This window comes from Lentibacillus sp., assembly GCF_035301675.1.
GTDB lineage: Bacteria > Bacillota > Bacilli > Bacillales > Amphibacillaceae > Lentibacillus.
Genome location: NZ_DATGTT010000109.1, coordinates 26,632 through 49,357, shown reverse-complemented (window position 1 = coordinate 49,357; position 22,726 = coordinate 26,632). Strand labels below are relative to the sequence as shown.

The window sequence follows — 22,726 nt, the reverse complement described above, 5'->3', positions numbered from 1 at the left end:
TGTGGAAATGATACAGGAATTTATCAATTATGTGAGTGCGAACAGTGGCTATATTTGGACAGAATTTTACAGGCATTTCCTGATGGCTGTGTACGGCGTATTATTTGCAGCAATCATATCGATCCCGCTGGGTATCCTAATTGCAAAGTACGGTAAATTGAGCGGATGGGTACTCGCAGCAGGGAGCATTATTCAAACCGTCCCGGCTCTCGGCGCTATGGCAGTCATTATGATTGTTATGGGACTTGGCACAAACACAGCTGTTGTGACATTGATCCTTTATTCCATTTTGCCTATCACTCAAAATACGTATGTTGGGGTGAAGGATGTTGATAAAACGGTGGTTGAAGCGGCGTACGCCTCTGGCATGACCCGATTTCAGATATTGCGGATGGTTGAGCTGCCTCTTGCTGTTAGTGTGATCATGGCTGGCTTGCGGACAGCACTTGTTATTGGCATTGGTATTGTGGCCATCGGTGCATTTATTGGAGCCGGCGGACTTGGTGCTATAATTGTGACAGGCACTAACGCCACAGATGGAACACCCATTATCTTGGCAGGAGCGATTCCTACAGCATTAATGGCCATTATTGCTGATTTGGCACTGGGATGGATCGAAAGGAGGCTGCAGCCCGGTAAAGCAACCTAAGATTAAAAACTTCAGAGAGTAAGTTATTGCTTAACAGTTATCAAGAAATTATTTAGGTGTTAATTTTCTAAATAAGGGAGATTGGCATGTCAAATCAAAACGAAAAAATTGAAGATGTGAAAACGCAATTTATTGAAAAAATAACAGATAATATGAATGCTTTTGGGGCCCCGACAAGCGTTGGCCGTGTTCTTGGGATTATTTATATGAACAGGGATCCGATGACGCTGGATGATCTGGCCGCCGAAACGGGTATGAGCAAGACCAGGATGAGCCAGATTGTTCGTGAAATGATTGATATGAACATTGCCGAACGTGTATTTAAAAAAGGTGTTCGAAAAGACCTGTATCAGGTTGAAGAAGACTATTATGAAACATTCATTTCGCTGTTTACATCGACATGGCAAAGGGCAATCAGCCGGAGCCGTCACTTTGAACAAAGGCTCATGAAAAAAATAGATGAATTAAAGCAGGATCCGGAATTGACGAAAGAAAATGAACAGGCAATTAATGAATTGCTGACTGAACTTCACGAATGGACGGAATACTATGATTGGATCCGCAGGGTAAACGACTTTTTCGAAAGCGGAGAAATTTTTAAGCATGTACCTAAACAACAAACAGGAGGCGGTAAAGATGAGTAAAAAAGTAATTCTATCATGTGCGGTGACAGGAGCAGGGGATACAACGGCCAAAAGTCCACACGTGCCGGTAACGCCGAAAGAGATAGCTGATTCTGCGATTAAAGCTGCTAAAGCAGGTGCGACGATCGCTCATATCCATGTGCGTGATCCGGAAACCGGCGGGTTGAGTCATGATGTCAATTTATTTCAGGAAACGGTGGAACGAATTCGCGAATCGGATACCGATGTGATTATTAACATCACGTCCGGTGGCGGCGGTGACTGGGTGCCGAGTGAAGATGACCCGACCAGAGGCGGTGAAGGAACAGATATCCAGACGCCTGAAGAACGCCATGAACCGGTTGGCAAACTGCTGCCGGAAATGTGCACACTTGACTGCGGAAGCACCAACTTTGGCAATATGCTGTATGTCAGTCCGACTGACTGGCTGCGCAGACAGGCAAAACTTGTGCAGGAAAGCGGTGTGAAGCCTGAGCTTGAATGTTTTGACACAGGTCATGTGCGTTTTGCGAATCAATTGATTAACGAAGGTTTAATTGACGGTGATCCGCTGTATCAATTCTGTCTTGGTATCCCGTGGGGAGCGGCAGCTGATGCTGAAACGCTGTCTTATGTGAAGAGCCGTATTCCGGAAACCGGCAGATGGGCAGCTTTTGGAATCGGCCGGATGCAGATGCCGGTTGTTGCAGAGTCTGTTCTGCAGGGCGGCAACATCCGCGTCGGTCTGGAGGATAACTTGTATTTGAAAAAGGGACAACTGGCAACTAACGAGCAGCTCGTTGATAAAGCAGCTGGTATTGTGCAAACCCTAGGTTCTGACATCATGACACCGGCCGAAGCACGTAACGAATTAAATCTCTTGAACCCATATGGAAAGGAAGACTGACATGACAGTGCAGAAAGAATCGATTAACAACATTACTGTTGTTGGGACAGGTGTCATCGGAAACGGATGGATCACGCGATTTTTAGCAAACGGCTATCGCGTGACGGCTTCGGATTTAGATTCTGCAGCCGAAACGCGGACGCGTGAAGCCGTGAAAAGAGCGTGGCCAAAGATGGAAGAAATGGGGCTGGCAGAAGGCGCTTCGCAGGATAACCTATTTTTTGAACCGGATTTGGCCTCAGCCTTGGCAGATGCAGACTTTGTACAGGAAAATGTTCCGGAGCGAGAAGAATTAAAACGAAGTGTGATTGCCGATATCGATAAGCATGCTCCAAAAGAAGCGGTGATTGCATCGAGCACATCCGGTATATTGCCGAGCACGCTGCAGGCGGATTGCGAACATCACCCTGAACGCGTGATGGTTGCGCATCCGTTCAATCCGGTTTATTTGGTGCCGCTTGTCGAGGTTGTCGGCGGCAATAAAACCGGCGAATCATATACGGAGAAAGCCAAAGATTTTTATGATGGTCTGAAGATGAAGCCGCTTGTTGTGCGCCATGAGATTGAAGGACATATTGCTGATCGCCTGATGGAGGCTATTTGGCGTGAATCATTGCATATCGTTAATGATGGTGTGGCAACAACTGAAGAAGTCGATGCCTCGATCATTTATGGTCCGGGACTTCGCTGGGCATTGATGGGACCATTCATGACGTTGCACATGGGCGGCGGCAAACAGGGCATGCGCCATTTGCTGAAACAATTTGGCCCGGCATTAAAATTGCCATGGACGAAGCTGGAAGCACCTGAATTAACAGACGAACTGGCAGATAAGGTGGTAACCGGGAGTGAAACACAAACCGGTGACGTGGAAATGGAAAAACTTGAAGAACGGCGTGACCAATTTTTAATCGAACTGCAGCAACTGCTGGAAAAGTATTGGCCGGGAGCCAATCTCGAAGGCAGACTATAATAGTATGTTAAGGGGGATTACCGATGGGTGAACCAAAAGTGATTATTCAGCATACGGTTCCGGAAGAATGGATTGATTACAACGGTCATATGAATGATGCTGAATATGTCCGTGCATTCAGCTGGGGTGTCGATCACTTCATGAAATTGATCGGACTTAACGAAGATTTTCGTGAGCGAAGTCAGTATACCATTTATACGATGGAAACGCATGTTTGCTACTTGGATGAAATGAAACTCGGCGAACCATTTGAAGTCCACATGCAAATTCTCGATTATGATCCCAAGCGTGTGCATGCGTTTTATGAGCTATTTGGAGAGAACGGCAAACGTGCGGCAACAAGTGAACAAATGCTCATGGGGATTGATCAGTCAGCCGGCAGGGCAGCACAATTTCCCGAAGAAATCTTTGCAAACATCCAGCAACTGGCAGCACATCATTCACCTGATGAAAAGCCAAAAGAAGCCGGACGTGTGATTGGGATAAAGCGAAAATAACCGTGTCATCCGGGGCGGGGGACATGAATGATCAGCTGACGACTTAATCTTGGTCGAAAAGTTGATTGAAAGAAGCAAAAGTGCTTTTGCGAAAAAACATTGTGGTTGGAAAAACTTCGGCATTTGCCTCGTCTTATAGTGAATGCTGAAGTTTTCTGACGTTACAAAAATAGAGAGCCGCTGACGTTGGTCAGCGGCTCTCTATTCATCTGAAACTTTAGCATGGGCGTGATATTCGGGTGCGAGAGCCGGAACATGGGCTTGAAATCGGAAACATCGGCGCGAAAATCCGAATATGATCGTGAGCCGAAACCGTCTCTTTTTACCCATGTTCTCACTCTGGATCCTGATTTGCGCCACCCACAAGCTGCATCCGATGATTAAACAAGGTTGGATAGGATAAATAACCAAGCATGATACTGGTGACAACGGCTGTCGTCAGCAGAAGGAACAGAACGAGCAATTGAAAGAGCACTGCCTGGACGGGATCGGCGCCAGCAATGATTTGACCGCTCATCATTCCGGGCAATTGGACAAGTCCTATTGTTTTCTGACTTTCAATTGTCGGGATGGTGCTTGCCTGAATGGATGTAATCAGCTGTGTATGAATGGCTTGTTTTGGTGTCCCCCCGAGTGACAGAATAAGTTCGGTTTCATCCTGATGATTCTCAATTTCCGATGTAAACCGGTTAAGGAACAAGATAGCGAGGACCATAGAATTGCCGACAACCATCCCACTGATAGGGATAATATATTGCGCCGTTGCCGGTGTGATGTTCAGCCCGAGCAAAATCGCCTGTGTCAGAATTTCCACAAAAATAAATGTGACGACGAGCTTCCAAATTATTCCCTTGATGGCGGACCCTTTTCGCTGGGCATTGTGTGTTGCAGCCACAATCATAAGCACAACCATCAGTATAATATAAATCATATTTTCGGAATTGAAGACAAATTGCAGAACATACCCGACAGCAAGCAGCTGAATGATTGATCGTACCGCTGCGATGAACGTATCTTTTTCCAGACCAAGGTTGAGCGTTTTGGATAAAACAAGTGGTATGATTACGAACAAGAGCGAGATCGATAACGTCAGAAAACTCATTCGATTTCACCTCGCACAAACTGTTTTACCCGATCATTTTGCGGGTTTCTCAGAAAACTGCTCTCACCGGTCTCAATGAGTTCCCCGTCCATCATGACCCAGGTATAATTACCAATTGACAGTGCCTGCTGCAGATTGTGGGTAATCCATAGAATGGTTGTCCCATACTGATTGTTAATTTTTTCGATGAGTTCTTCAATATCCTGCCGTGAGACGCTATCCAGCGAAGACGTGATTTCATCAAGCAGCAAAATATCAGGACGGTTCACGAGAGTGCGGGCGATCGATAGTTTTTGCTGTTGTCCGCCTGATAAGTCCTTTGCTTTCTTTTGTAAAGATACTTCAGCCAAACCGACCGTTTTCAGCAAGTCATTGGCACGGTCTTCTTCCAATTCTTTTCCCTGCAATTTTAGTGGCAGCCCCATGTTTTGTTTGACAGTACCTTTGATCATCGTTGCTTTTTGCAGGGCAATTCCGACATTCCGGCGCAATTCAACAGGTTCATAACGTGTGATGTCTCTGTCTTTGATAAAAATTTCACCTGAATCAGGTGATTGCAGACCATTGCACAATTTGAACAAGGTTGTTTTTCCAGCACCGGAAGGGCCGACTATCGTTGTAATTTTTCTCTCTGGAATGGATCCTGTAATGTTTTTCAGAATATGTATGCCACCTACGGAATAATCAACATGATCAAACCGGATGGCATCACCGGGAGTTGTCATATATGTCACGTCTCCTACGCCCAGTAAATTTATTTTACAGCTGAATGAATATCGTACAAACAGTATAAAATGGGTAAGAAGTTTTTGAAAGTGATTCGGCCGTCCGCTGCAGATTCGAAATTAGCGATGTTGAAGTAACATCCCTATGTTTTCCCGTTTCGTTCCAGCTTTTTCAGCAGCAGCCAGCGAATGATCCCGCCAACGATCAAACCGATCGGTAAACCGCCCAGCATCGGCAGCCACATCGGGCCGATCAGCTGGTCGAATAATGTAAATGACTGTGAAAAGATCAACCCTACAGTTACGAAATAAGCAGAAAATACGAATGGAATAAAGGCGTACGGTTTACTTTCGCCTTCAGCATCTTTGTATGCATCCCACATGGCAAAAAAATAAAGGCACGGATAAAACATAAGCCATCCATAGTTTGTTTGATTGATCGCTTCCTGGATTTCCCCATTAAAACTTAGAATGATGATGGTATTGAAGTTTCCGAATATGTTCACAATGAATTCAAGCGCGATAAGTAACAGACCTTTAAAATATCTGCGATTTAACAGCTGTCCAAATCCGGGCAGGGCAATACTCCATAGCAACGCTTCAAGCTTATCTTTGTTTTTCCCGTTTTTCCTGGTCATTCGTTCTCTCTTTCATCGTTTGGTTCAGCCATATTATGTCTCCCGGGCACTGCTGTTTATTAAGGCTGCCCTGTTACAACTATGATATACCATGCTCTGTTCGCTTAACATTATCGCTTTCTCCTTTCACGATTACAGACATGCATTCCCGGACTGTACCTTAGTTTGGGTGGGAATGAGGGGTCTTATACCGTATAAATCATACATTTTAGGGAAACCAAAGAAAAATGACAGAAGATTCCGGCCGGTGATGTCACTGCAGGTGAGTGTCTGCGCGTGCTTTCAACGGTCTGATGTATGAAGGCTTAGAGAAAATCAAAATTGCATAAAGCAGGGTAAACCTCCGTGGGAAAAAGATAAGGTGAAAGATGTATCAGAAAATCGGCAATTGAAAGATAACATGGTACAATAATGGCAGTACATAATCAGGAGGAGAATGATGAACTTACAAACATACATGCAACTGGATGCTGCCGATATCGCTGAATTGATACAAATGAAAGAAATGACCCCGGTGGAATTTCTTAACCTTGCCTTCCAGCGCCTTGAACAAGTCAACCCCACACTGAATGCCGTCGTACATGACCGCAGTGACTGTGTGGTGGCTGAGGCGATGGATATGGAAGCAGACCGTCCTTTTGCAGGTGTTCCGATGCTTCTGAAAAACCTTTCCCAGTCACTTGAAGATGAACCGATCACATCTTCTTCAAAACTGATGAAGGATCATATCAGTCGTCGGGACTCCAACTATGTCAGCAAATTACGTTCGGCCGGATTTTTATTTATGGGGCATACGAATACACCGGAATTTGGCCTGAAAAATATTACCGAGCCAGAAATGTATGGACCGACGCGGAACCCTTGGAATACAAATCACACTTCGGGAGGTTCCAGCGGAGGTGCCGCCGCGGCAGTTACCTCCGGCGTGGTCCCGGCAGCGGGTGCCAGTGATGGCGGTGGATCGATTCGCATCCCGGCTTCATTCACCGGGCTGTTCGGTTTAAAACCGACGCGCGGGCGCACACCGGTCGGCCCCGGTGCCGGGCGGCAATGGCAAGGGGCCTCCATTGATTTTGCCCTCAGCCGGAGTGTACGGGACAGTGCGGCATTGCTAGATATTCTGCAAGTTGTTCAGCCTGAAGCAGCGTTTCAGACACCTGCATTTCCGGGATCTTACAAAAAGGATATGGCGGTGCCTTTTATGGGACCACTCAGGATCGCTTATACAACACAATCGCCGGTCGGTACACCTGTTTCAGACGATGCACGTGAAGCAGTTGGCAATATGATCCGCTGGCTGGAAAAAGCCGGGCATACCGTCGAGGAGCAAAATCATGATGTTAATGGCGTCCGGTTAATGCAGGATTACTATATGATGAACAGCGGCGAAATTTCAGCTGTTACTGCCCAACTGGAACATTCGCTGGGCAGAGAACTCACTCCTGACGACGTTGAAATCGAAACCTGGCTGCTGCATGAGGCGGGGAAATCAGTATCCGCAGCGGATTTTTCAGCCAGTCTGGCGTCGTGGGACATGGCAGCAGCCCAAATGGAAGCATTCCACCGGACGTATGATTTTTTCATCACACCGGCTACAGCATATACAGCACCTAAAGTAGGTGAACTGTCCCATTCATCCGGGGACCAGGAATTGTGGCGCAGCAAGATGAAGGCAGCAGATAAAGCTGAACAGCAGGCAATCATTTGGGATATCTTTTTGCCGAGTCTCACCTACACACCATTTACTCAACTTGCCAACCTGACCGGCCAGCCGGCAATGTCTGTTCCGGTGCATCTTTCAAAAGAAGGGCTTCCGCTGGGAGTTCAGGTGATGGCGTCCAAAGGTAAGGAAAATATGTTGCTTAAGTTAGCCTATCAGCTGGAGCAGTCTGATATTTGGATAGGGATGAAAGGTAATCCAATGCTGAACGTATAAAAAGGCAGTTTTTAATGCATAATAGATTCTAGTATTGATAGAGTTAAGAGGGTGACATGGGATCCGACACTCTGTCCCGCTCAAACTCTTCTTTTGCTCACAGGCCGTTTTTAGTATAGTAAAAATGTAATAAAATGCTGGGGAGGCGTTTGCCGGATGATGCAGGATACTGCGGTTTACAATGAGAAGATTGAGAGAGTCCTATCAAATATAAATAAAGTCATGATCGGTCAGGAGGAAGAAGCAACACTCAGTCTTGTGGCGCTTTTAGCCCAGGGTCATGTTTTGCTGGAAGATGTGCCGGGTGTCGGTAAAACGATGCTTGTCAGAACATTGGCTAAATCATTGGATTGCGATTTCAGACGTATCCAGTTCACGCCGGATTTGCTGCCTGCTGATGTGACGGGGGTATCAATTTATAATCCCAAGGAACTGGAATTCGAGTTTCGTTCAGGGCCGATTTTGGGCAATATTGTGCTTGCTGATGAGATCAACCGTACATCACCAAAGACACAGTCGGCACTGCTTGAAGGCATGGAGGAGATGAATGTCACGGTTGACGGGACAACGATTCCGCTGAAGCGGCCTTTCTTTGTCATGGCGACCCAAAATCCGATTGAATATGAAGGAACTTATCCACTTCCTGAGGCACAGCTTGACCGGTTTATCCTCAAAATGAAGCTCGGCTACCCATCAGCTGAACAGGAGATGAGGATGCTGGAACGAACGTCCAAAAATCATCCGATTGAGGAGATTTCAGCTGTAATGGACAGAGACGAATTGCTGGCTGTACAGGAAGAAGTCAAGAGTGTCTATATTGATCGGAGCGTGCAGCAATACATTGTCAGACTTGCAACCGGAACACGGAATGACAGTGCAATTTATCTTGGCGTCAGTCCGCGTGGTTCGATTGCCTTGATGAAAGCAGCCAAAGCGTATGCTTATATTTATGGCAGAGATTATGTTCTGCCGGATGATGTAAAGTATTTGGCGCCGTTCATAATGGCTCACCGGATTATTTTAAACACCGAGGCCAAATATGACGGTTTAACAACTCATTCGATTATTGAACACATTGTCCAAAATACACACATTCCAATTCGAAAGGAATTTAATTCATGAAAGATACGATCAGATTTGCAGGCAAATTGAGTTTCGTTATCTTTCTGCTGCTGCTTCTTTTTTCATTTGCGATGTTTCAGGGTGGGTTTGTCAGCTGGTTTTTATTTTTTGCCACCCTTCCGATTTTTTTATATCATTTAGGGTTATTGTTTTATCCCATTAAAAACTGGCATATGACACGAAATCTCTCCCGCTATGTCGCCAGAGCAGGCGATTGTATTGAGGTAACTCTTCACATTAAACGTTCCATTCCATATCCGCTGTATTATTGTATTTGTGAAGAGGTGTTCCCGGATTCACTTCGGAAAGCCGATGATTTTAGTGAGCGACACCGTTTCTTAGGACAGTCGGACAAACTGAACATCTCCCGCAGGCTTAAAAAAATCATCTTCCCTGGATTTAAACGCGAAATTGAATTGCCTTATGTTATTGACCAAATACCACGCGGCGAACACCGGCTGCAGGCAGTACGCGTCCGTGCCGGCGATGTATTCGGGATCGTGACAAAGGAGCATGTTTTTCATGTGGATGACCGGATTGTCGCCATGCCGAATGAGCGGCCGGTGAGGATGACAGAAAGCATGAACAGCTTTGATCAAGGATCGGCTTCATCCCATTCAGTGCATTTGAAAAATACGAATGTCGCCACAGGCATCCGTGAGTATATGCCGGGGGATAAATTTTCCTCGATCGACTGGAAACAGACGGCGAAAAAGAATACAGTCATCACAAAGGAATTTGAACAGGAAAAAAGCACGAATACACTGCTCGTCCTCGATGCCTGCCATTATGAAGGGCTAAATGAGCTTGCCTTTGAAACGGGAATTGAACTGACGCTGTCGCTGCTTGAAACGGTTCAAAAACAGACCTCCCGGACGGGCTTTTTGTCAATCGGTGAAAACACGGCTTATTTTCCGCTGCATCACGATCCAGGTAAAAAAGATTGGATTAGAAGGCACTTGACCAGGATTCAGCCCGGCGGAACGGTTCCGTTTTCCGTAAAATTGAGGGAAGAGATGATGCAAATCACATCCGGAGCCAACATGATTTTTGTTACAACCCATTTAGACTATGAATTCCAGGACGTAATCAAGCAGGTCAGACAGCGAACCAAAAATCTGGTGGTTGTACTGATTCAGGCTTCAGGACTGATTTCAAGGCACGAGCACAACATGATCCACCAGCTCCGGTCTGAGGGCCTCGTGATAAATGTTTTAACCGAAGATGAATTAGCCCAAAAAATGATTGAGGTGAATATCGTTTGAAACCAAAAATCACCTATATATACACCTCGCTTTTATATGTTTGTGCGTTCATTCTATTTCTGGAATGGCTGTATCCTGTCAATCAAGTCGGTGATGTCACCAATATGTCCGTATTCATACTGTACACCGTGTTTTGCTTCTTAATTTCGATGCTCGGTGTGAAATGGTGGCTGTCAATGCCGCTGAAAGGTCTGGGACTCATATTTATAATCGATAGCCTATATATGGCAGCTCCGGTTTTGAGCAGAACCTGGATTGAGCAACTGCTGCTGGAAGTTGGCTATAATTTGAATGCTTTAATAACACAGCAATGGTATGACCTGACGCCATTGTTCCGCAGTGTGTTGTTTTTGCTGCTTATTTGGATGCTGAGTTATCTGCTTCACTATTGGTTTATTGTCATGAAGCAGGTGTTTGTGTTCGTTTTATTGACATTTGTTTATTTGAGTTTATTGGATACGTTCACTGTGTACGAGGCAAATGCTGCCATTGTCCGCACGTTTATCGTATCATTTGTGGCTCTTGGCATGTCGAATTTTTATAAAGAGATTGACCGTGAGTCGGTCCGCTTTGCATGGCTGAAAAAATCTCCCATATGGGCAATGCCCCTCATTAGTGTAGTTCTGTTTTCAACCTTGGTTGGATATGCCGCCCCTAAATTTGACCCGCAGTGGCCCGATCCGGTTCCATTTATCCAAAGCGCTGCCCAAAATGCCGGCGGTCCCGGCAGTGGTGCAGGCATACAAAAAGTCGGATACGGTGAGAATGACAGTCAGTTGGGCGGTTCGTTCGTACAGGATTATACGCCGGTTTTCCAGGCTGCGGCGAAAGAAGAACATTACTGGCGGGTAGAGACGAAAGATCTATACACCGGAAAAGGCTGGGAAAAATCAACCGATCCCAACTATGAATTGCAGCATGGCGGCGACATCGGCCTAGAGACATTTTCGGGTAACGTTGAAACAGAAGAATTTGATACGATGATTGATTTTCAGAATGAAAGTCATATGGAAAAAATTGTCTATCCGTATGGTGTATCCGAAGTCGAGTCAGAACAGCAAGTTGATTTACAGCTGGATCGCAGGTATGGGGAGATCCGGACAGAGCTTGACGGTGATGGGATGCGTCTTGATCAATATACCATCACTTATGAATCACCGTCGTTTGCAATTGATAAGCTGCGAGAGGCAAGCACCGGTGAAGACCCTGAAACCATAATGGACCGTTATACACAGCTTCCGGATTCACTCCCGGATCGGGTAGGCGAACTGGCGGCAGATATTACGGAAGATGATGAGAACCGTTACGATAAAGCACAATCCATTGAATCGTATTTTGGACGGAACGGATTTACGTACCAGATCAGTAATGTTCCTGTTCCAGAGGAGGATCAGGATTATGTCGATCAATTCCTGTTTGATTCAAAAGTGGGCTACTGCGATAATTATTCCACATCGATGGTCATCATGCTGCGATCGCTCGATATCCCGGCACGCTGGGCAAAAGGGTTTACCAGCGGCGAGGTTATCCAAAATGGTGAGACAACAGATGATTACGATATTTACGAAGTCACGAATGCCAACGCCCATTCCTGGGCAGAAGTCTATTTTCCGGGGTCAGGCTGGGTGCCGTTCGAGCCAACTCAAGGCTTTTCGAACCTGGGGAACTTCCATATGAATGTAGATGAAACCAGTCAGGACAATGCATTGGATTCTGAAGAACAAGAAACACCTCAGGGCCAGCAAGAACAAGTGCGTGAGGAGGAAGCCGAGGAAGCAGCAGCTCAGAATGATAATAATACAACAAATTTTGGAGTGAACTGGTGGTATCTGCTGATTGGCACCGCGGCTGTCGGGATAATCGTCTGGATTATTTACCGCACGAGATTCCGCTGGCGGACGGCATATTTATTCCGTAAGCTGATGCGCCGCAGAGACGCCGAAACATTCCAGGATGCATTCCATTGTCTGCTGGAACTTCTGCAACATAAAGGCATGGCCAAAAAACCGGACCAGACATTGCGCGAATACGCCAAGCGAGTTGACTTTCGCTACGGCACACATGAAATGCATCACCTAACGGCCCATTATGAACGCATCCTGTATAAAAATGAGATGAACAATCAGGATACCGCTAAATTAAGCCGGTCATGGAAATATTTAATGAAGCAAATAATAGCTTGACCAATGTTTCACTGGTTAGGTAGAATTAAATCATCCAGTTAGGGTGCACTTCTTCCGTTAGGCGGGACAATAGTGCTAAAAAAGTGATAAATAGACGTCATTCATATATCCTCGATAATATGGATCGAAAGTTTCTACCGGGGTACCGTAAATATCCTGACTATGAAGGCGGATTTCAATAGGTTGACATGATATGTAACCTGGATTTCTGCCTTCCTGCGGCTTTTGACTGTGTGCAGGCAGAAATTCAGGTTATTTTTTGGCAGTTAAGAAACTATAAATACTTTCTTACTTCATGAGTGCAACTTAGGCTTTCGCCATTAAAACTTGGCGATAAGCCAAGTTTTCTAATGTGAAGCCCCCCCCCGGTTCGCGCAGGTTGTCTCTGATACGCGTGACAATCACTGAATTCGCGCGAGGCACCAACAAATTCGCGCGACAACACCATTATTTCGCGCGAAAAGTAAGAAAATCGCGCGACACTTACTGAACTTCGCGCGAGGTCCCCATGAAATCGCGCGACACAAGCAATGATAGGATTTTTCCATAACAGAATAGTGCAAAAAGCACTGGTTAGGAGCGGAAGCAAATGGAGCAGAATGAAATGATTTTAGTACTGGACTTTGGCAGCCAGTACAACCAGCTGATCACCAGACGTATCAGGGAACATGGTGTTTACAGTGAATTGCACTCACATAAAATAACAGCTGATACGGTCAGGCAAATGAATCCAAAAGGCATCATCCTTTCAGGCGGTCCGCACAGTGTATATGATGACAACAGTTTTCGCTGTGCCCCGGAAATTTTTGAATTGGGGATTCCGATTCTTGGTATTTGCTATGGCATGCAGCTGATGGCTCTGCACTTTAGCGGCGAGGTATCCAAAGCATCGAACCGTGGGTATGGCAAGGCGGAAATACACCTGGATAATAATCCGATATTGTTCGGGGATACGCCTGAGAAGCAAACTGTCTGGATGAGCCATGGTGACAAGGTGCTGAAGACACCGGATGCATTCCGGACGGATGCAACGAGCCCATCGACACCGATTGCAGCGATGAGCAATCAGGACCGTCAACTATACGGTGTACAGTTTCATCCGGAAGTGCGTCACTCAGAATATGGCCATCAGTTGCTGAAGCACTTCGTTTATGAAGTGTGCGCCTGTGAGGGCAATTGGACGATTGAAAATTTTATCGAGATGGAAGTCGACGATATCCGGAAGCGGGTCGGTAACCGGAAAGTGCTGTGTGCTCTTAGCGGCGGCGTTGATTCATCGGTTGTCGCTGCGCTCATCCATAAAGCAATCGGCAAGCAGCTGACGTGCATTTTTGTCGATCATGGATTGCTGAGGAAAAATGAAGCGGATGAGGTTACAAAAACGTTTTCGGAAGACTTTGATATGAATTTCATTAAAATTGATGCCGCTGACCGGTTTTTGTCCAAATTAGAAGGAGTTGATGATCCGGAACAGAAGCGGAAAATCATCGGAAATGAATTCATATACGTTTTTGATGATGAGGCTGACAAGTTAAAAGATATTGATTTTCTGGCACAGGGGACGCTTTATACAGATGTAATCGAAAGCGGTACGGACACTGCCCAGACAATTAAGTCGCACCACAATGTCGGCGGTCTTCCGGAAGACATGCAATTTGACCTGATCGAACCGTTGAATACACTGTTTAAAGATGAAGTGCGCGAACTTGGCCTGCAGCTTGGGCTGCCGCAAAATATAGTTTGGCGTCAGCCGTTTCCTGGACCAGGTCTTGCTATCCGTGTTCTTGGCGAGGTAACCAAAGAAAAGCTTGCGATTGTTCGTGAATCAGATGCTATTTTGCGTGAAGAAATTGCTGCTGCCGGGCTGGAGCGGGACATCTGGCAATATTTTACTGTTCTCCCTGACATCCGCAGTGTCGGTGTTATGGGTGATGCCCGGACATATGATTATACAATCGGCATCAGGGCGGTCACATCAGTAGACGGCATGACATCCGACTGGGCGCGCATTCCGTGGGATGTTCTTGAGCATATTTCAACACGTCTGGTGAATGATGTTGAGCACATTAACCGCGTGGTTTACGATGTAACCAGCAAACCGCCCGCAACAATCGAATGGGAATAACGAATGATAAAAAAATATATTGATCGAACGTTCGTGTTTTGATTGACGTTATCGAATTTTTATAGTAACCTGACAGTATAATTTAATCGTTGCGTATAATTTCGGGAATACGGCCCAAGAGTTTCTACCGGACCACCATAAATGGTCTGACTACGCAGGAACGAGTCATGATGATGAGCAGTTTAATGTTTCTTCTGATTGCTTTTTCCTTGCTCTGTGTGCACTCTTGCCCCGGCAGGAGTGCTTTATTTTGGGGAATTTTGGAGGAGAAGACAATGAAAAAATATTTTCGCTTTGACGAATTAGGCACAAACTACAGACAGGAATTCATGGCGGGTATGACAACGTTTTTGGCGATGGCATATATTTTATTTGTGAATCCTGCGACACTCGCATTAGTCGGTGTTGAGGAACTGCCTGAAGGGGTAACGCGGATAGATCAAGGTGCAGTCTTCACAGCTACTGCAGTCGCAGCCGCTCTCGGTACTTTGATCATGGGGGTGCTCGCGAAATACCCGATTGCCCTGGCTCCCGGAATGGGCCTGAATGCGTTCTTCTCCTACACGGTTATTTTAGGGTTTGGGATACCTTGGGAAACCGCGCTTGCCGGTGTTTTGGCATCCGGACTTATTTTTATTATATTGACATTGACCGGCTTGCGCCAAAAAGTGATTAATGCGATTCCCTCCAACCTGAAAATGGCAGTCGGCGCCGGGATTGGTGTTTACATTGCCTTTATCGGTTTTCAGAATGCCGGCATTATAGTCGGGGATGATGCGACACTTGTGGCATTGGGCGATTTGACATCACCTGCTGTACTGCTTGCTGTTTTTGGTGTTGTGATTTCAGTTATTTTATTGAGCCTCAATATTAAAGGCGGTATTTTTTACGGCATGATCCTGACCGCAATTGTCGGGATGATCACCGGTTTGATTGACACACCGTCTGGTATCGGCGGTATTGTTGGTGAAGTACCAAGTGTCGCGCCGACATTCGGCCAAGCAATTATCCACTTTGGTGATATTTTTACGATTGAAATGCTTGTCGTTATTTTGACGTTTTTATTCGTTGATTTCTTCGATACAGCAGGGACGCTTGTGGCAGTGGCCAACCAGGCAGGATTAATGAAAGATAACAAATTGCCGCGTGCCGGGAAAGCACTGTTTTCTGATTCGGCTGCTACGGTTGCCGGTGCGGTTGTGGGGACATCGACGACAACGTCTTATATCGAGTCAACAGCAGGTGTTGGAGCAGGCGGCCGCACAGGTTTTGCGTCTGTCGTGACAGCAGGGTTTTTCATTCTGGCATTATTTTTCTCACCGCTGCTCAGCGTTGTGACGGCAGAAGTAACCGCACCGGCCTTGATTATTGTTGGCGTGTTGATGTCATCTTCCCTGAAAGACATCGCCTGGGATGAGTTTGAGATTGCTGTACCGGCATTTTTGACGGTCGTTTCGATGCCGCTCGCCTACAGCATTGCAACCGGGATTGCCATCGGATTCATTTTCTATCCGATCACCATGATCCTGAAAGGGCGCATCAAAGAGATTAATCCGGTTATGTATGGTTTGTTTGTCATCTTTATCCTGTATTTTATATTCTTGAGTTAGGGAAAAGAGCGTTTGACACCTTGTCTCTCACCTGAGCTAGTAAAAAAGGGCGGAGTCATCTGTGGATGGCTCCGCTTTAATATTTTAATATTCTTTTTGTGAATATTCTCTCAATCCTCGCAGTTTATGGAGTTTGTATTCAACATTCTATTCAAGTGCTAGCCCCGTGACGTTTTCTTGATCGGCAGCGCATGGTATGCCAATAATAGCAATGTACCCGTTAAAGAGAAACCGCCCATTACGGCATACAATGCACCACCGCCGTACGAATCGATTAACGCCCCGCCGATAAGCGAGCCAATGATGCCGGAGAAGCCAAAGAATACAGAATAAAACATCAAGTGTCCGGTCGACTGCAACAGTTTCGGGATCATCCTAGTGACATATTCCAAGGCTGCCAGGTAAAATACACCGAATGTAATCCCATGCAGGAATTGGAAGAGAATAATATAAATCGGATCGTCAACGGCTGCATAAATAAACCAGCGTATAGTGTAAACGGCTCCGGCAAAGATGACAAAGATAAGTGTGCGATATCGCCTGAACCATTTCCCAGCAAAGGCAAACACCAGAGCTTCACTGGCTACGCCAACAAACCATGCAACACCAACCAGGCCCTCATTTCCTCCCAACTGTGTAATGTACAACCCGATAAAACTGTCACTTGCGCGGTGTGAAGTCGTGATGAACATAATAAAAAACAGAAAGAGAATGTACGGTTTATTTTGAATGAGTTTTTTGATATCTCGGAATTGCACCGGGTCCGATTCCACGTTCACATCGGTCAGACGGAGTGCAACGATCAGTGCAATGGTGCCGAAAAACAGATACGGCCAGATCATATATTCAATGCCAATTTCCGTAAGAATCTGGCCGACTATCAGTGATGAAACTGCAAACCCGATGGAGCCCCACGTACGGATGGCTCCAAACGATACATTTAAATCATCCGCCCGCCGCTGCCCGAGGCTGTCACCAAGACCACCGATCGGCGAGGTGAAAAAGTAAAATACGAAACCGGCCAGCAAAATGGCAACGAGACCATTCATTTGGAAAAATACGACACTGCTCAACAGCAGGCCGATGATACAAATCAGCAATATGTATTTCACGGTTTTATATTTGTCGCTCATATAGCCCCAAAAAGGCTGGGCCACAATGGCGGCTAAAGGACCGACTGCCAGCACCCACCCAATTTCCGTGCCATTCAAGCCCTTATATTCCAGATAAAGCGGCAAATAGCTGAGAATGATTGTATTTGTCGCATGAAAACTGAATAACAGCATTTTTAATGGTGTCAGTGATTGATTGTTTGTCATTGGTTCGCTCCCGTACTAAAAATTACCTGAGACTCAAGTATATGGCAGTGTATTACGATTCACAAGAAAGACGATAGGTGGCTGGAGGTATCAGTGGAGGACAAAAAGAATCTGCAGAAGGGAGGGGATATCTACAGAAGAACGGTGATATCTGCAGAAACGGGGTGATATCGACGGAAGAAAGAGTTTATCTACAGATGAGAGAAAATATCGACAGAAGAAAAAAAGTATCGGCACAAGAGAAGCAATATCAACAGAAGAATCCCCATAAAAAGAGGGAGAGGAGGCTTTACACCTTCTTCCCCCATACATTCTTTATGAATTCATCACGCCCGGATTCGGCCCGGTCTTTTTGATAGTGTTCTTTGTTCTTTTTGTAATAATCCTGATGATAGTCTTCGGCTGGATAGAAAACCGCAGCCGGCAAAATTTTTGTGACGATCGGGTCCTTAAAGTTTCCGTTCTCGGCAATCGACTGCCTTGATTTTTCAGCGAGCTCCCGCTGGTCATCATCATGATAAAAAACAGCCGTCCGGTATGAGTCCCCGCGGTCATGAAACTGGCCGCCATCATCGGTCGGGTCGATCTGCTGCCAGTAGATTTGCAAAATTTCTTCATACGGCATTACAGCCGGATCGTATGTGATTTGCACCGCTTCATAATGACCGGTTGATCCGTTCTTCACATCTTCATACGCCGGGTTCGTTGTATGGCCGCCGGTATAGCCGGAAACAACGCCATGAATCCCATCCCATTGATCGAATGGTTTTACCATACACCAGAAGCAGCCTCCTGCAAACGTCGCTGTCTTCAGTTGATCCATCATGTCTGCTTCCTCCAAATGACTTTATTCGTTCATTTACTATAACATACATTCGGCCGGCTGGAATAATAAATGGTTTTGTATAATCCCCGGCATTCACTTTAAAAGTAGTACGGCCCGAAAAATGTTACGAGCATCAGGATGTGTGCCCCGGCAAAATAGATGATCCTCGCTGGTGCATACCAGTCGCGTGTCGCTTTCGTTGATTGTGTGGCAATGAAGGCAATCAGGGCGAAAACAAGGATGAAAATGTATGAGCTTCCGGCAAATGTTAAATAATCCGGCGCCCTGGCCAGCATTCTATCAATAAAAACAATCCCGCGGAAAATAAAGACAGCCAGCATGTAAATCGCTATTCCGGCATAAAAGAACCATGAGTTATCTTCATCAAGCTTTCTGCCCTTAATCACATACATGAGCACAATGAACACTACCGGGCAGATAAACCAGATGGTGGTAACCAGGATTGTGATCAGAACCTTTGCCAGCATCCCGAATGTCTTTCCCAAAGCACGCAGCCAGTCATCCTGTCTAAGTCCTGATGCCTTGTCAATGATTGATGGATTGCTGGAGGAAACAAAAACCTCGTTGCGTTCAGCTCCTTGTTCAAGCCACATGACGGTTGATTCGTTCAGCCACTGCGGGTCAACAGCACCTTTGGGTGAGTTGCTTTTCCGTGCAGACTGAATCTCGCCTCTGTCTGTGATGGTGGCCGAATAGACGTTGAATGCCTGGTTTTTCCGGTATTTTGTTTCCGTGAAGCCGCCCGCGCTGAAGAGGAGCTGAACCGTTTCATTCTGATATGAAACTGTTATATCGCTGGCTTCACTCAAGCTGCCTCTTCCTGCCGGGTCCGGAAAAGTCAATGATTTCAGTGATGGCACCTGATCACTGCTGAGCGAAGTTTCTGCCACATATGTATAGAATTCAGGCGAACCTTGGCTTTGCTTCTGGACAGTTTCCAGCGTGTAGGAAAGATTGTCGTCATTAATGGCAAAATCAATATTTTCCACCGTCTGCATGGCATCGATTTGAAATGATTCCGTATGTACACGCTTCGCATCACCATTGTCAGCTAATTCATAAATACTAAGCTCTACATCATTATTAAGGGAGTGTTCCGTCATGAAGTAAAGCTGCTGTTCACCCTGAAATGGGACGATGTCCTCATTCCCCTTATTAAGTTCCATTATTTTTGCAGACGAATGGTCATCCGGATTGAGTTCATATAAATTATTTTCTTTTATGTAGAGGATCGTGCTGTCCATTGGATAGAACCGCTCGGCATCTGAAACAATAATATTACCATCGTGATTGTATATATCGCTGTAATCATGGTAAATCAGATGATCCTCGTCAAGAAAAACCCGGGTCCATTTATCAAGCGGGATATCATATGCTGCTTCATCGATCAGTTCAAATTCGTTATTGAATGTTTGCGCCCGCAACATATCTTCTTCATAAGTCTGAATGACGAAATTGCCATCACCGGTTTCCCGGACAGGAAGTGTTTTATCAACGGTGGTCGTTCCAATCTTTAAACCCCTGCTCCAGTCTTCTTCTGGTTGTTCGGTCACATCGGCAATACTCTGATTAAACATCAGAACAATTCCTGTGATTATAACAATGCATGGCAAAATCCAAAAAAGCTGTTTTTTCATTTTCCCCTCCCCTGTCTGTATGATAATTTTATCACAAACCATTGAAAATTTTGTATATTTTTACACTGGATAATTGTAGTGCATTTTGAACGGTGTTTTCCTAAAGCTTTAATGTATCGATTTGTTCGCTTGCAGCGGATTCGTGATTCACTCATCCCATATAACAATGTGTGCTGTTTTCGTTTTTCCGGGATTAAAGATACAATATGAAATAAGGGGGATGGATCGGATGACGAAACCAATCGTAAATGTAATTTTGACAGGAAAAGTGAAGCGGATGGGCAGTCCGGATGCTGAGGACCGGATGGATAGACCGTGGGAGAGCGGCATCTTCAAAACTAAAGCAGATGGCAATCAGTGGATTGGGCTTGAGGGGTTTACCGGTGATGAAATAGCCGACAAGAAAGTTCACGGGGGCCCGGAAAAAGCTGTTTTCGCCTATCCGTCAAAGCATTATACTTATTGGAAGGAAGACTTGAAAATAAACGACATCGGTATTGGGGCAATGGGGGAGAACCTCTCGCTTGAAAATGCTGATGAGACATCTGTCTGCATAGGTGATACATACCGGTTCGGCGGAAGCATCATTCAAGTTTCACAGCCCCGCCGGCCGTGCTGGAAGCCTGCCCGTCGCTTTCGGGTGATGGATTTTGCTTTAAGAATCCAAAACAGCGGGCTTACAGGCTGGTATTACCGTGTGCTGCAGGAAGGATATGCCACGGCGGGGATGGAAATGGAACTCATCGATCGTCCGCATCCCGAATGGACCATTGCTGCCTGCAACGAGGTTATGTATGTGAAAAAACGGGATCTCGATCTTGCTGAGCAGCTGGCATCGTGCGACCTGCTCGCGCCCAATTGGAAGAAGTCGTTGAACAAGCGATTGCAAGGGAAACAGTCGTCCGATGCCAAGCGCGTATATGGGCCAAACAAATAAGGACTAAGTCTGATCTGTCAGGCGGATGTTCACCTTATTTCGGCCGGTTTCATCTGAAATTAGCCGGTGCAGATGAATGATCACCAGACCATTGTTATAGGTGGCATTAACTTTGTCGCGCCTAACGGGATACGGCAGCGTAATCGTTCGTTCAAAAACACCCTGGAGAATCTCTTCTTTAACAACGGTGCCGCCAGCATAGCCAATGTCGATGTCGCCTTTCAGTTCGAGAGTTGCGTGGTCCACATAAATATCAATTTTATTCAAATCGGTTAACCCGGGTATGCTGGCCACACAAATCAGTTCATGATCATGCTGATAAATATTGATTTGCGGAATTGTTGGCTTTATAATATTTTCAAATTCATTCCAAAAATTGTCGCCAAAAAAATGATCCATATTTTTCCGCCAATCAGACATTTGTTTAAAAGGATCCAAGATGACACCCCATTTCGTAAAGTGAAACTTCATTCAGTGGAGCGTATTTCTCCACTGAATGTTAGTTGAACCGAACCGGGCATTTAAGGTCAGTTAGCCGTCGTCATATCGGGATAAAAATGTTGCTATATTTTATGCATCGGCGGAACAGTAGGTGAATATCATGGTTCAGGAAAATTCATCATCCCGGCAGTAACCGGTAGGAGGTAAAAAGTTGCTCAGTAATGCGTTCGTTATGGTAGCTATTATATTAATCATCAATATTGTTTATGTGTCGCTTTCGACCATGCGGATGATTCTGACGTTAAAAGGGCGCCGCTATATGGCTGCATTTGTCAGCATGTTCGAAGTTGTTATGTATGTTCTCGGACTGGGACTTGTCTTGGACAACTTGAACGAAATTCAAAATATCCTTGCCTATGCCATAGGTTTTGGCATTGGTGTTATTGTCGGGACCAAAATTGAAGAAAAGCTGGCGCTGGGCTATATTACCGTCAATGTTATTTCATCTGATCCTTATATCGAATTTACTCGGAAGCTTCGTGATAAAGGGTATGGCGTGACAAGCTGGTTTGCTTACGGAATGGAGGGCGACCGGCTTGTCATGCAAATTCTGACACCCAGAAGATATGAACTGAAGCTTTATGAAACGATTAAAACAATTGACTCAGGAGCGTTTATTATCTCCTATGAACCGAAACAGATCAACGGCGGTTTTTGGGTGAAACAAGTACGAAGGGGCCGGCTGTTCAATAATCATAAAAATAATGGTGCAGCGACTCCGCCGGCAGCTCAAAAGTCAATTACAAAGCCGGGAAATGATCGGAGTCAGCATCATTTTGACTAATAAATTGATAGCTAAATACCAAAAGACGAACATTAAATATTACATGGAACTAATTGTTCGATTTTTGTTGACATACTCGATCTGCTTCTGCTATGCTTATACCATAAATTCATACGTTACCTCATATATTTTCGGGAATATGGCCTGAAAGTTTCTACCCGGTACCGTAAATGCCGGACTATGAGGGAGGATGGGACCGCTGTGACGGATGCGGCTGTTTAACCTGTGTATCTGGGCCAGCTATGCGTCAGGATTTCAGCAGCATACGTTTATTTAGTTGTGCTAAGTCTATTCATCTTCTCTCATAGAAATGAGGGAGGCGGGATAGACTTATTTTTATTTGATC

General features: G+C 45.6%; 20 protein-coding genes and 3 riboswitches. Of the genes, 13 read left to right on the top strand and 7 right to left on the bottom strand.

All coding sequences use genetic code 11. From position 1 onward, the window contains the following. Position 1: 1 nt before the first annotated feature. From VK097_RS15035 to VK097_RS15015, 5 genes are all read left to right on the top strand, one after another. A complete protein-coding gene (locus VK097_RS15035) occupies positions 2-649 on the top strand; it encodes an ABC transporter permease (RefSeq protein WP_324212618.1) in 648 nt (215 codons plus the stop codon). An 86-nt stretch (positions 650-735) separates the two neighbouring features. Continuing rightward, positions 736-1,293, top strand: coding sequence for a GbsR/MarR family transcriptional regulator (locus VK097_RS15030; RefSeq protein ID WP_324212617.1), 558 nt, complete (start codon positions 736-738; stop codon positions 1,291-1,293). Further along, positions 1,286-2,179: a beta-keto acid cleavage family enzyme gene (locus VK097_RS15025; RefSeq protein WP_324212616.1), complete on the top strand. Its 894-nt coding sequence runs from the start codon at positions 1,286-1,288 to the stop codon at positions 2,177-2,179. The genes VK097_RS15030 and VK097_RS15025 overlap by 8 nt, the downstream gene beginning before the upstream one ends. Position 2,180: 1 nt before the next feature. Next, a complete protein-coding gene (locus VK097_RS15020; protein WP_324212615.1) occupies positions 2,181-3,152 on the top strand; it encodes a 3-hydroxyacyl-CoA dehydrogenase NAD-binding domain-containing protein in 972 nt (323 codons plus the stop codon). A gap of 23 nt (positions 3,153-3,175) precedes the next feature. Then, positions 3,176-3,649 (top strand): thioesterase family protein, encoded by a 474-nt coding sequence (locus tag VK097_RS15015; RefSeq protein ID WP_324212614.1) that lies wholly within the window; start codon positions 3,176-3,178, stop codon positions 3,647-3,649. Positions 3,650-3,983: 334 nt separating this feature from the next. Here VK097_RS15015 and VK097_RS15010 read toward each other — a convergent pair whose 3' ends face one another. From VK097_RS15010 to VK097_RS15000, 3 genes are all read right to left on the bottom strand, one after another. Continuing rightward, positions 3,984-4,751, bottom strand: a complete 768-nt coding sequence (locus VK097_RS15010) for an ABC transporter permease (RefSeq protein ID WP_324212613.1) — start codon at positions 4,749-4,751, stop codon at positions 3,984-3,986. Beyond that, the gene (locus VK097_RS15005) at positions 4,748-5,476 is read right to left on the bottom strand and encodes an ABC transporter ATP-binding protein (RefSeq protein ID WP_324212612.1); all 729 of its coding nucleotides are present in this window, start codon (positions 5,474-5,476) and stop codon (positions 4,748-4,750) included. Before VK097_RS15005 ends, VK097_RS15010 begins: the two co-directional genes overlap by 4 nt. Positions 5,477-5,619: 143 nt before the next feature. Beyond that, a complete protein-coding gene (locus tag VK097_RS15000) occupies positions 5,620-6,114 on the bottom strand; it encodes a hypothetical protein (protein WP_324212611.1) in 495 nt (164 codons plus the stop codon). A gap of 439 nt (positions 6,115-6,553) precedes the next feature. On the opposite strand from VK097_RS15000, the gene VK097_RS14995 reads away from it, so the two are divergent. From VK097_RS14995 to VK097_RS14970, 6 genes are all read left to right on the top strand, one after another. Then, entirely contained in the window at positions 6,554-8,050 is a 1,497-nt protein-coding gene (locus VK097_RS14995; RefSeq protein ID WP_324212610.1) for an amidase, read from the top strand. Positions 8,051-8,206: 156 nt separating this feature from the next. Further along, positions 8,207-9,172 (top strand): AAA family ATPase, encoded by a 966-nt coding sequence (locus VK097_RS14990; protein WP_324212609.1) that lies wholly within the window; start codon positions 8,207-8,209, stop codon positions 9,170-9,172. Continuing rightward, the gene (locus tag VK097_RS14985; protein WP_324212608.1) at positions 9,169-10,437 is read left to right on the top strand and encodes a DUF58 domain-containing protein; all 1,269 of its coding nucleotides are present in this window, start codon (positions 9,169-9,171) and stop codon (positions 10,435-10,437) included. The genes VK097_RS14990 and VK097_RS14985 overlap by 4 nt, the downstream gene beginning before the upstream one ends. Continuing rightward, positions 10,434-12,620 carry a transglutaminase domain-containing protein gene (locus tag VK097_RS14980; protein ID WP_324212607.1) on the top strand — a complete coding sequence of 729 codons (2,187 nt, stop codon included), beginning with the start codon at positions 10,434-10,436 and terminating at the stop codon, positions 12,618-12,620. The genes VK097_RS14985 and VK097_RS14980 overlap by 4 nt, the downstream gene beginning before the upstream one ends. Positions 12,621-12,701: 81 nt before the next feature. Continuing rightward, a riboswitch (purine riboswitch) is annotated at positions 12,702-12,803 on the top strand. A gap of 406 nt (positions 12,804-13,209) precedes the next feature. Then, positions 13,210-14,745, top strand: coding sequence for a glutamine-hydrolyzing GMP synthase (gene guaA, locus VK097_RS14975; RefSeq protein ID WP_324212606.1), 1,536 nt, complete (start codon positions 13,210-13,212; stop codon positions 14,743-14,745). A 71-nt stretch (positions 14,746-14,816) separates the two neighbouring features. Continuing rightward, positions 14,817-14,918, top strand: a riboswitch (purine riboswitch). Between the two features lie 102 nt (positions 14,919-15,020). Further along, positions 15,021-16,355, top strand: a complete 1,335-nt coding sequence (locus VK097_RS14970) for an NCS2 family permease (protein ID WP_324212605.1) — start codon at positions 15,021-15,023, stop codon at positions 16,353-16,355. 158 nt (positions 16,356-16,513) lie between these two features. Here VK097_RS14970 and VK097_RS14965 read toward each other — a convergent pair whose 3' ends face one another. The 3 genes from VK097_RS14965 to VK097_RS14955 all read right to left on the bottom strand — a co-directional run bounded on the left by VK097_RS14965 (position 16,514) and on the right by VK097_RS14955 (position 20,158). Then, positions 16,514-17,674: an MFS transporter gene (locus VK097_RS14965; RefSeq protein ID WP_324212604.1), complete on the bottom strand. Its 1,161-nt coding sequence runs from the start codon at positions 17,672-17,674 to the stop codon at positions 16,514-16,516. A 289-nt stretch (positions 17,675-17,963) separates the two neighbouring features. Continuing rightward, on the bottom strand, positions 17,964-18,500 hold the full coding sequence (gene msrA / locus VK097_RS14960; RefSeq protein WP_324212603.1) for a peptide-methionine (S)-S-oxide reductase MsrA: 537 nt from the start codon (positions 18,498-18,500) through the stop codon (positions 17,964-17,966). Between the two features lie 98 nt (positions 18,501-18,598). Further along, positions 18,599-20,158, bottom strand: a complete 1,560-nt coding sequence (locus VK097_RS14955) for a hypothetical protein (RefSeq protein WP_324212602.1) — start codon at positions 20,156-20,158, stop codon at positions 18,599-18,601. Between the two features lie 229 nt (positions 20,159-20,387). Here VK097_RS14955 and VK097_RS14950 point away from each other — a divergent pair, with 229 nt between their 5' ends. Beyond that, entirely contained in the window at positions 20,388-21,095 is a 708-nt protein-coding gene (locus VK097_RS14950; protein ID WP_324212601.1) for an MOSC domain-containing protein, read from the top strand. Between the two features lie 3 nt (positions 21,096-21,098). Here VK097_RS14950 and VK097_RS14945 read toward each other — a convergent pair whose 3' ends face one another. Beyond that, positions 21,099-21,533: an Hsp20/alpha crystallin family protein gene (locus tag VK097_RS14945; RefSeq protein WP_324212600.1), complete on the bottom strand. Its 435-nt coding sequence runs from the start codon at positions 21,531-21,533 to the stop codon at positions 21,099-21,101. 214 nt (positions 21,534-21,747) lie between these two features. On the opposite strand from VK097_RS14945, the gene VK097_RS14940 reads away from it, so the two are divergent. Beyond that, complete coding sequence (locus VK097_RS14940; RefSeq protein WP_324212599.1) at positions 21,748-22,380, top strand: DUF2179 domain-containing protein; 633 nt, start codon at positions 21,748-21,750, stop codon at positions 22,378-22,380. 101 nt (positions 22,381-22,481) lie between these two features. Next, positions 22,482-22,581, top strand: a riboswitch (purine riboswitch). The last annotated feature ends 145 nt before the right edge of the window (positions 22,582-22,726 follow it).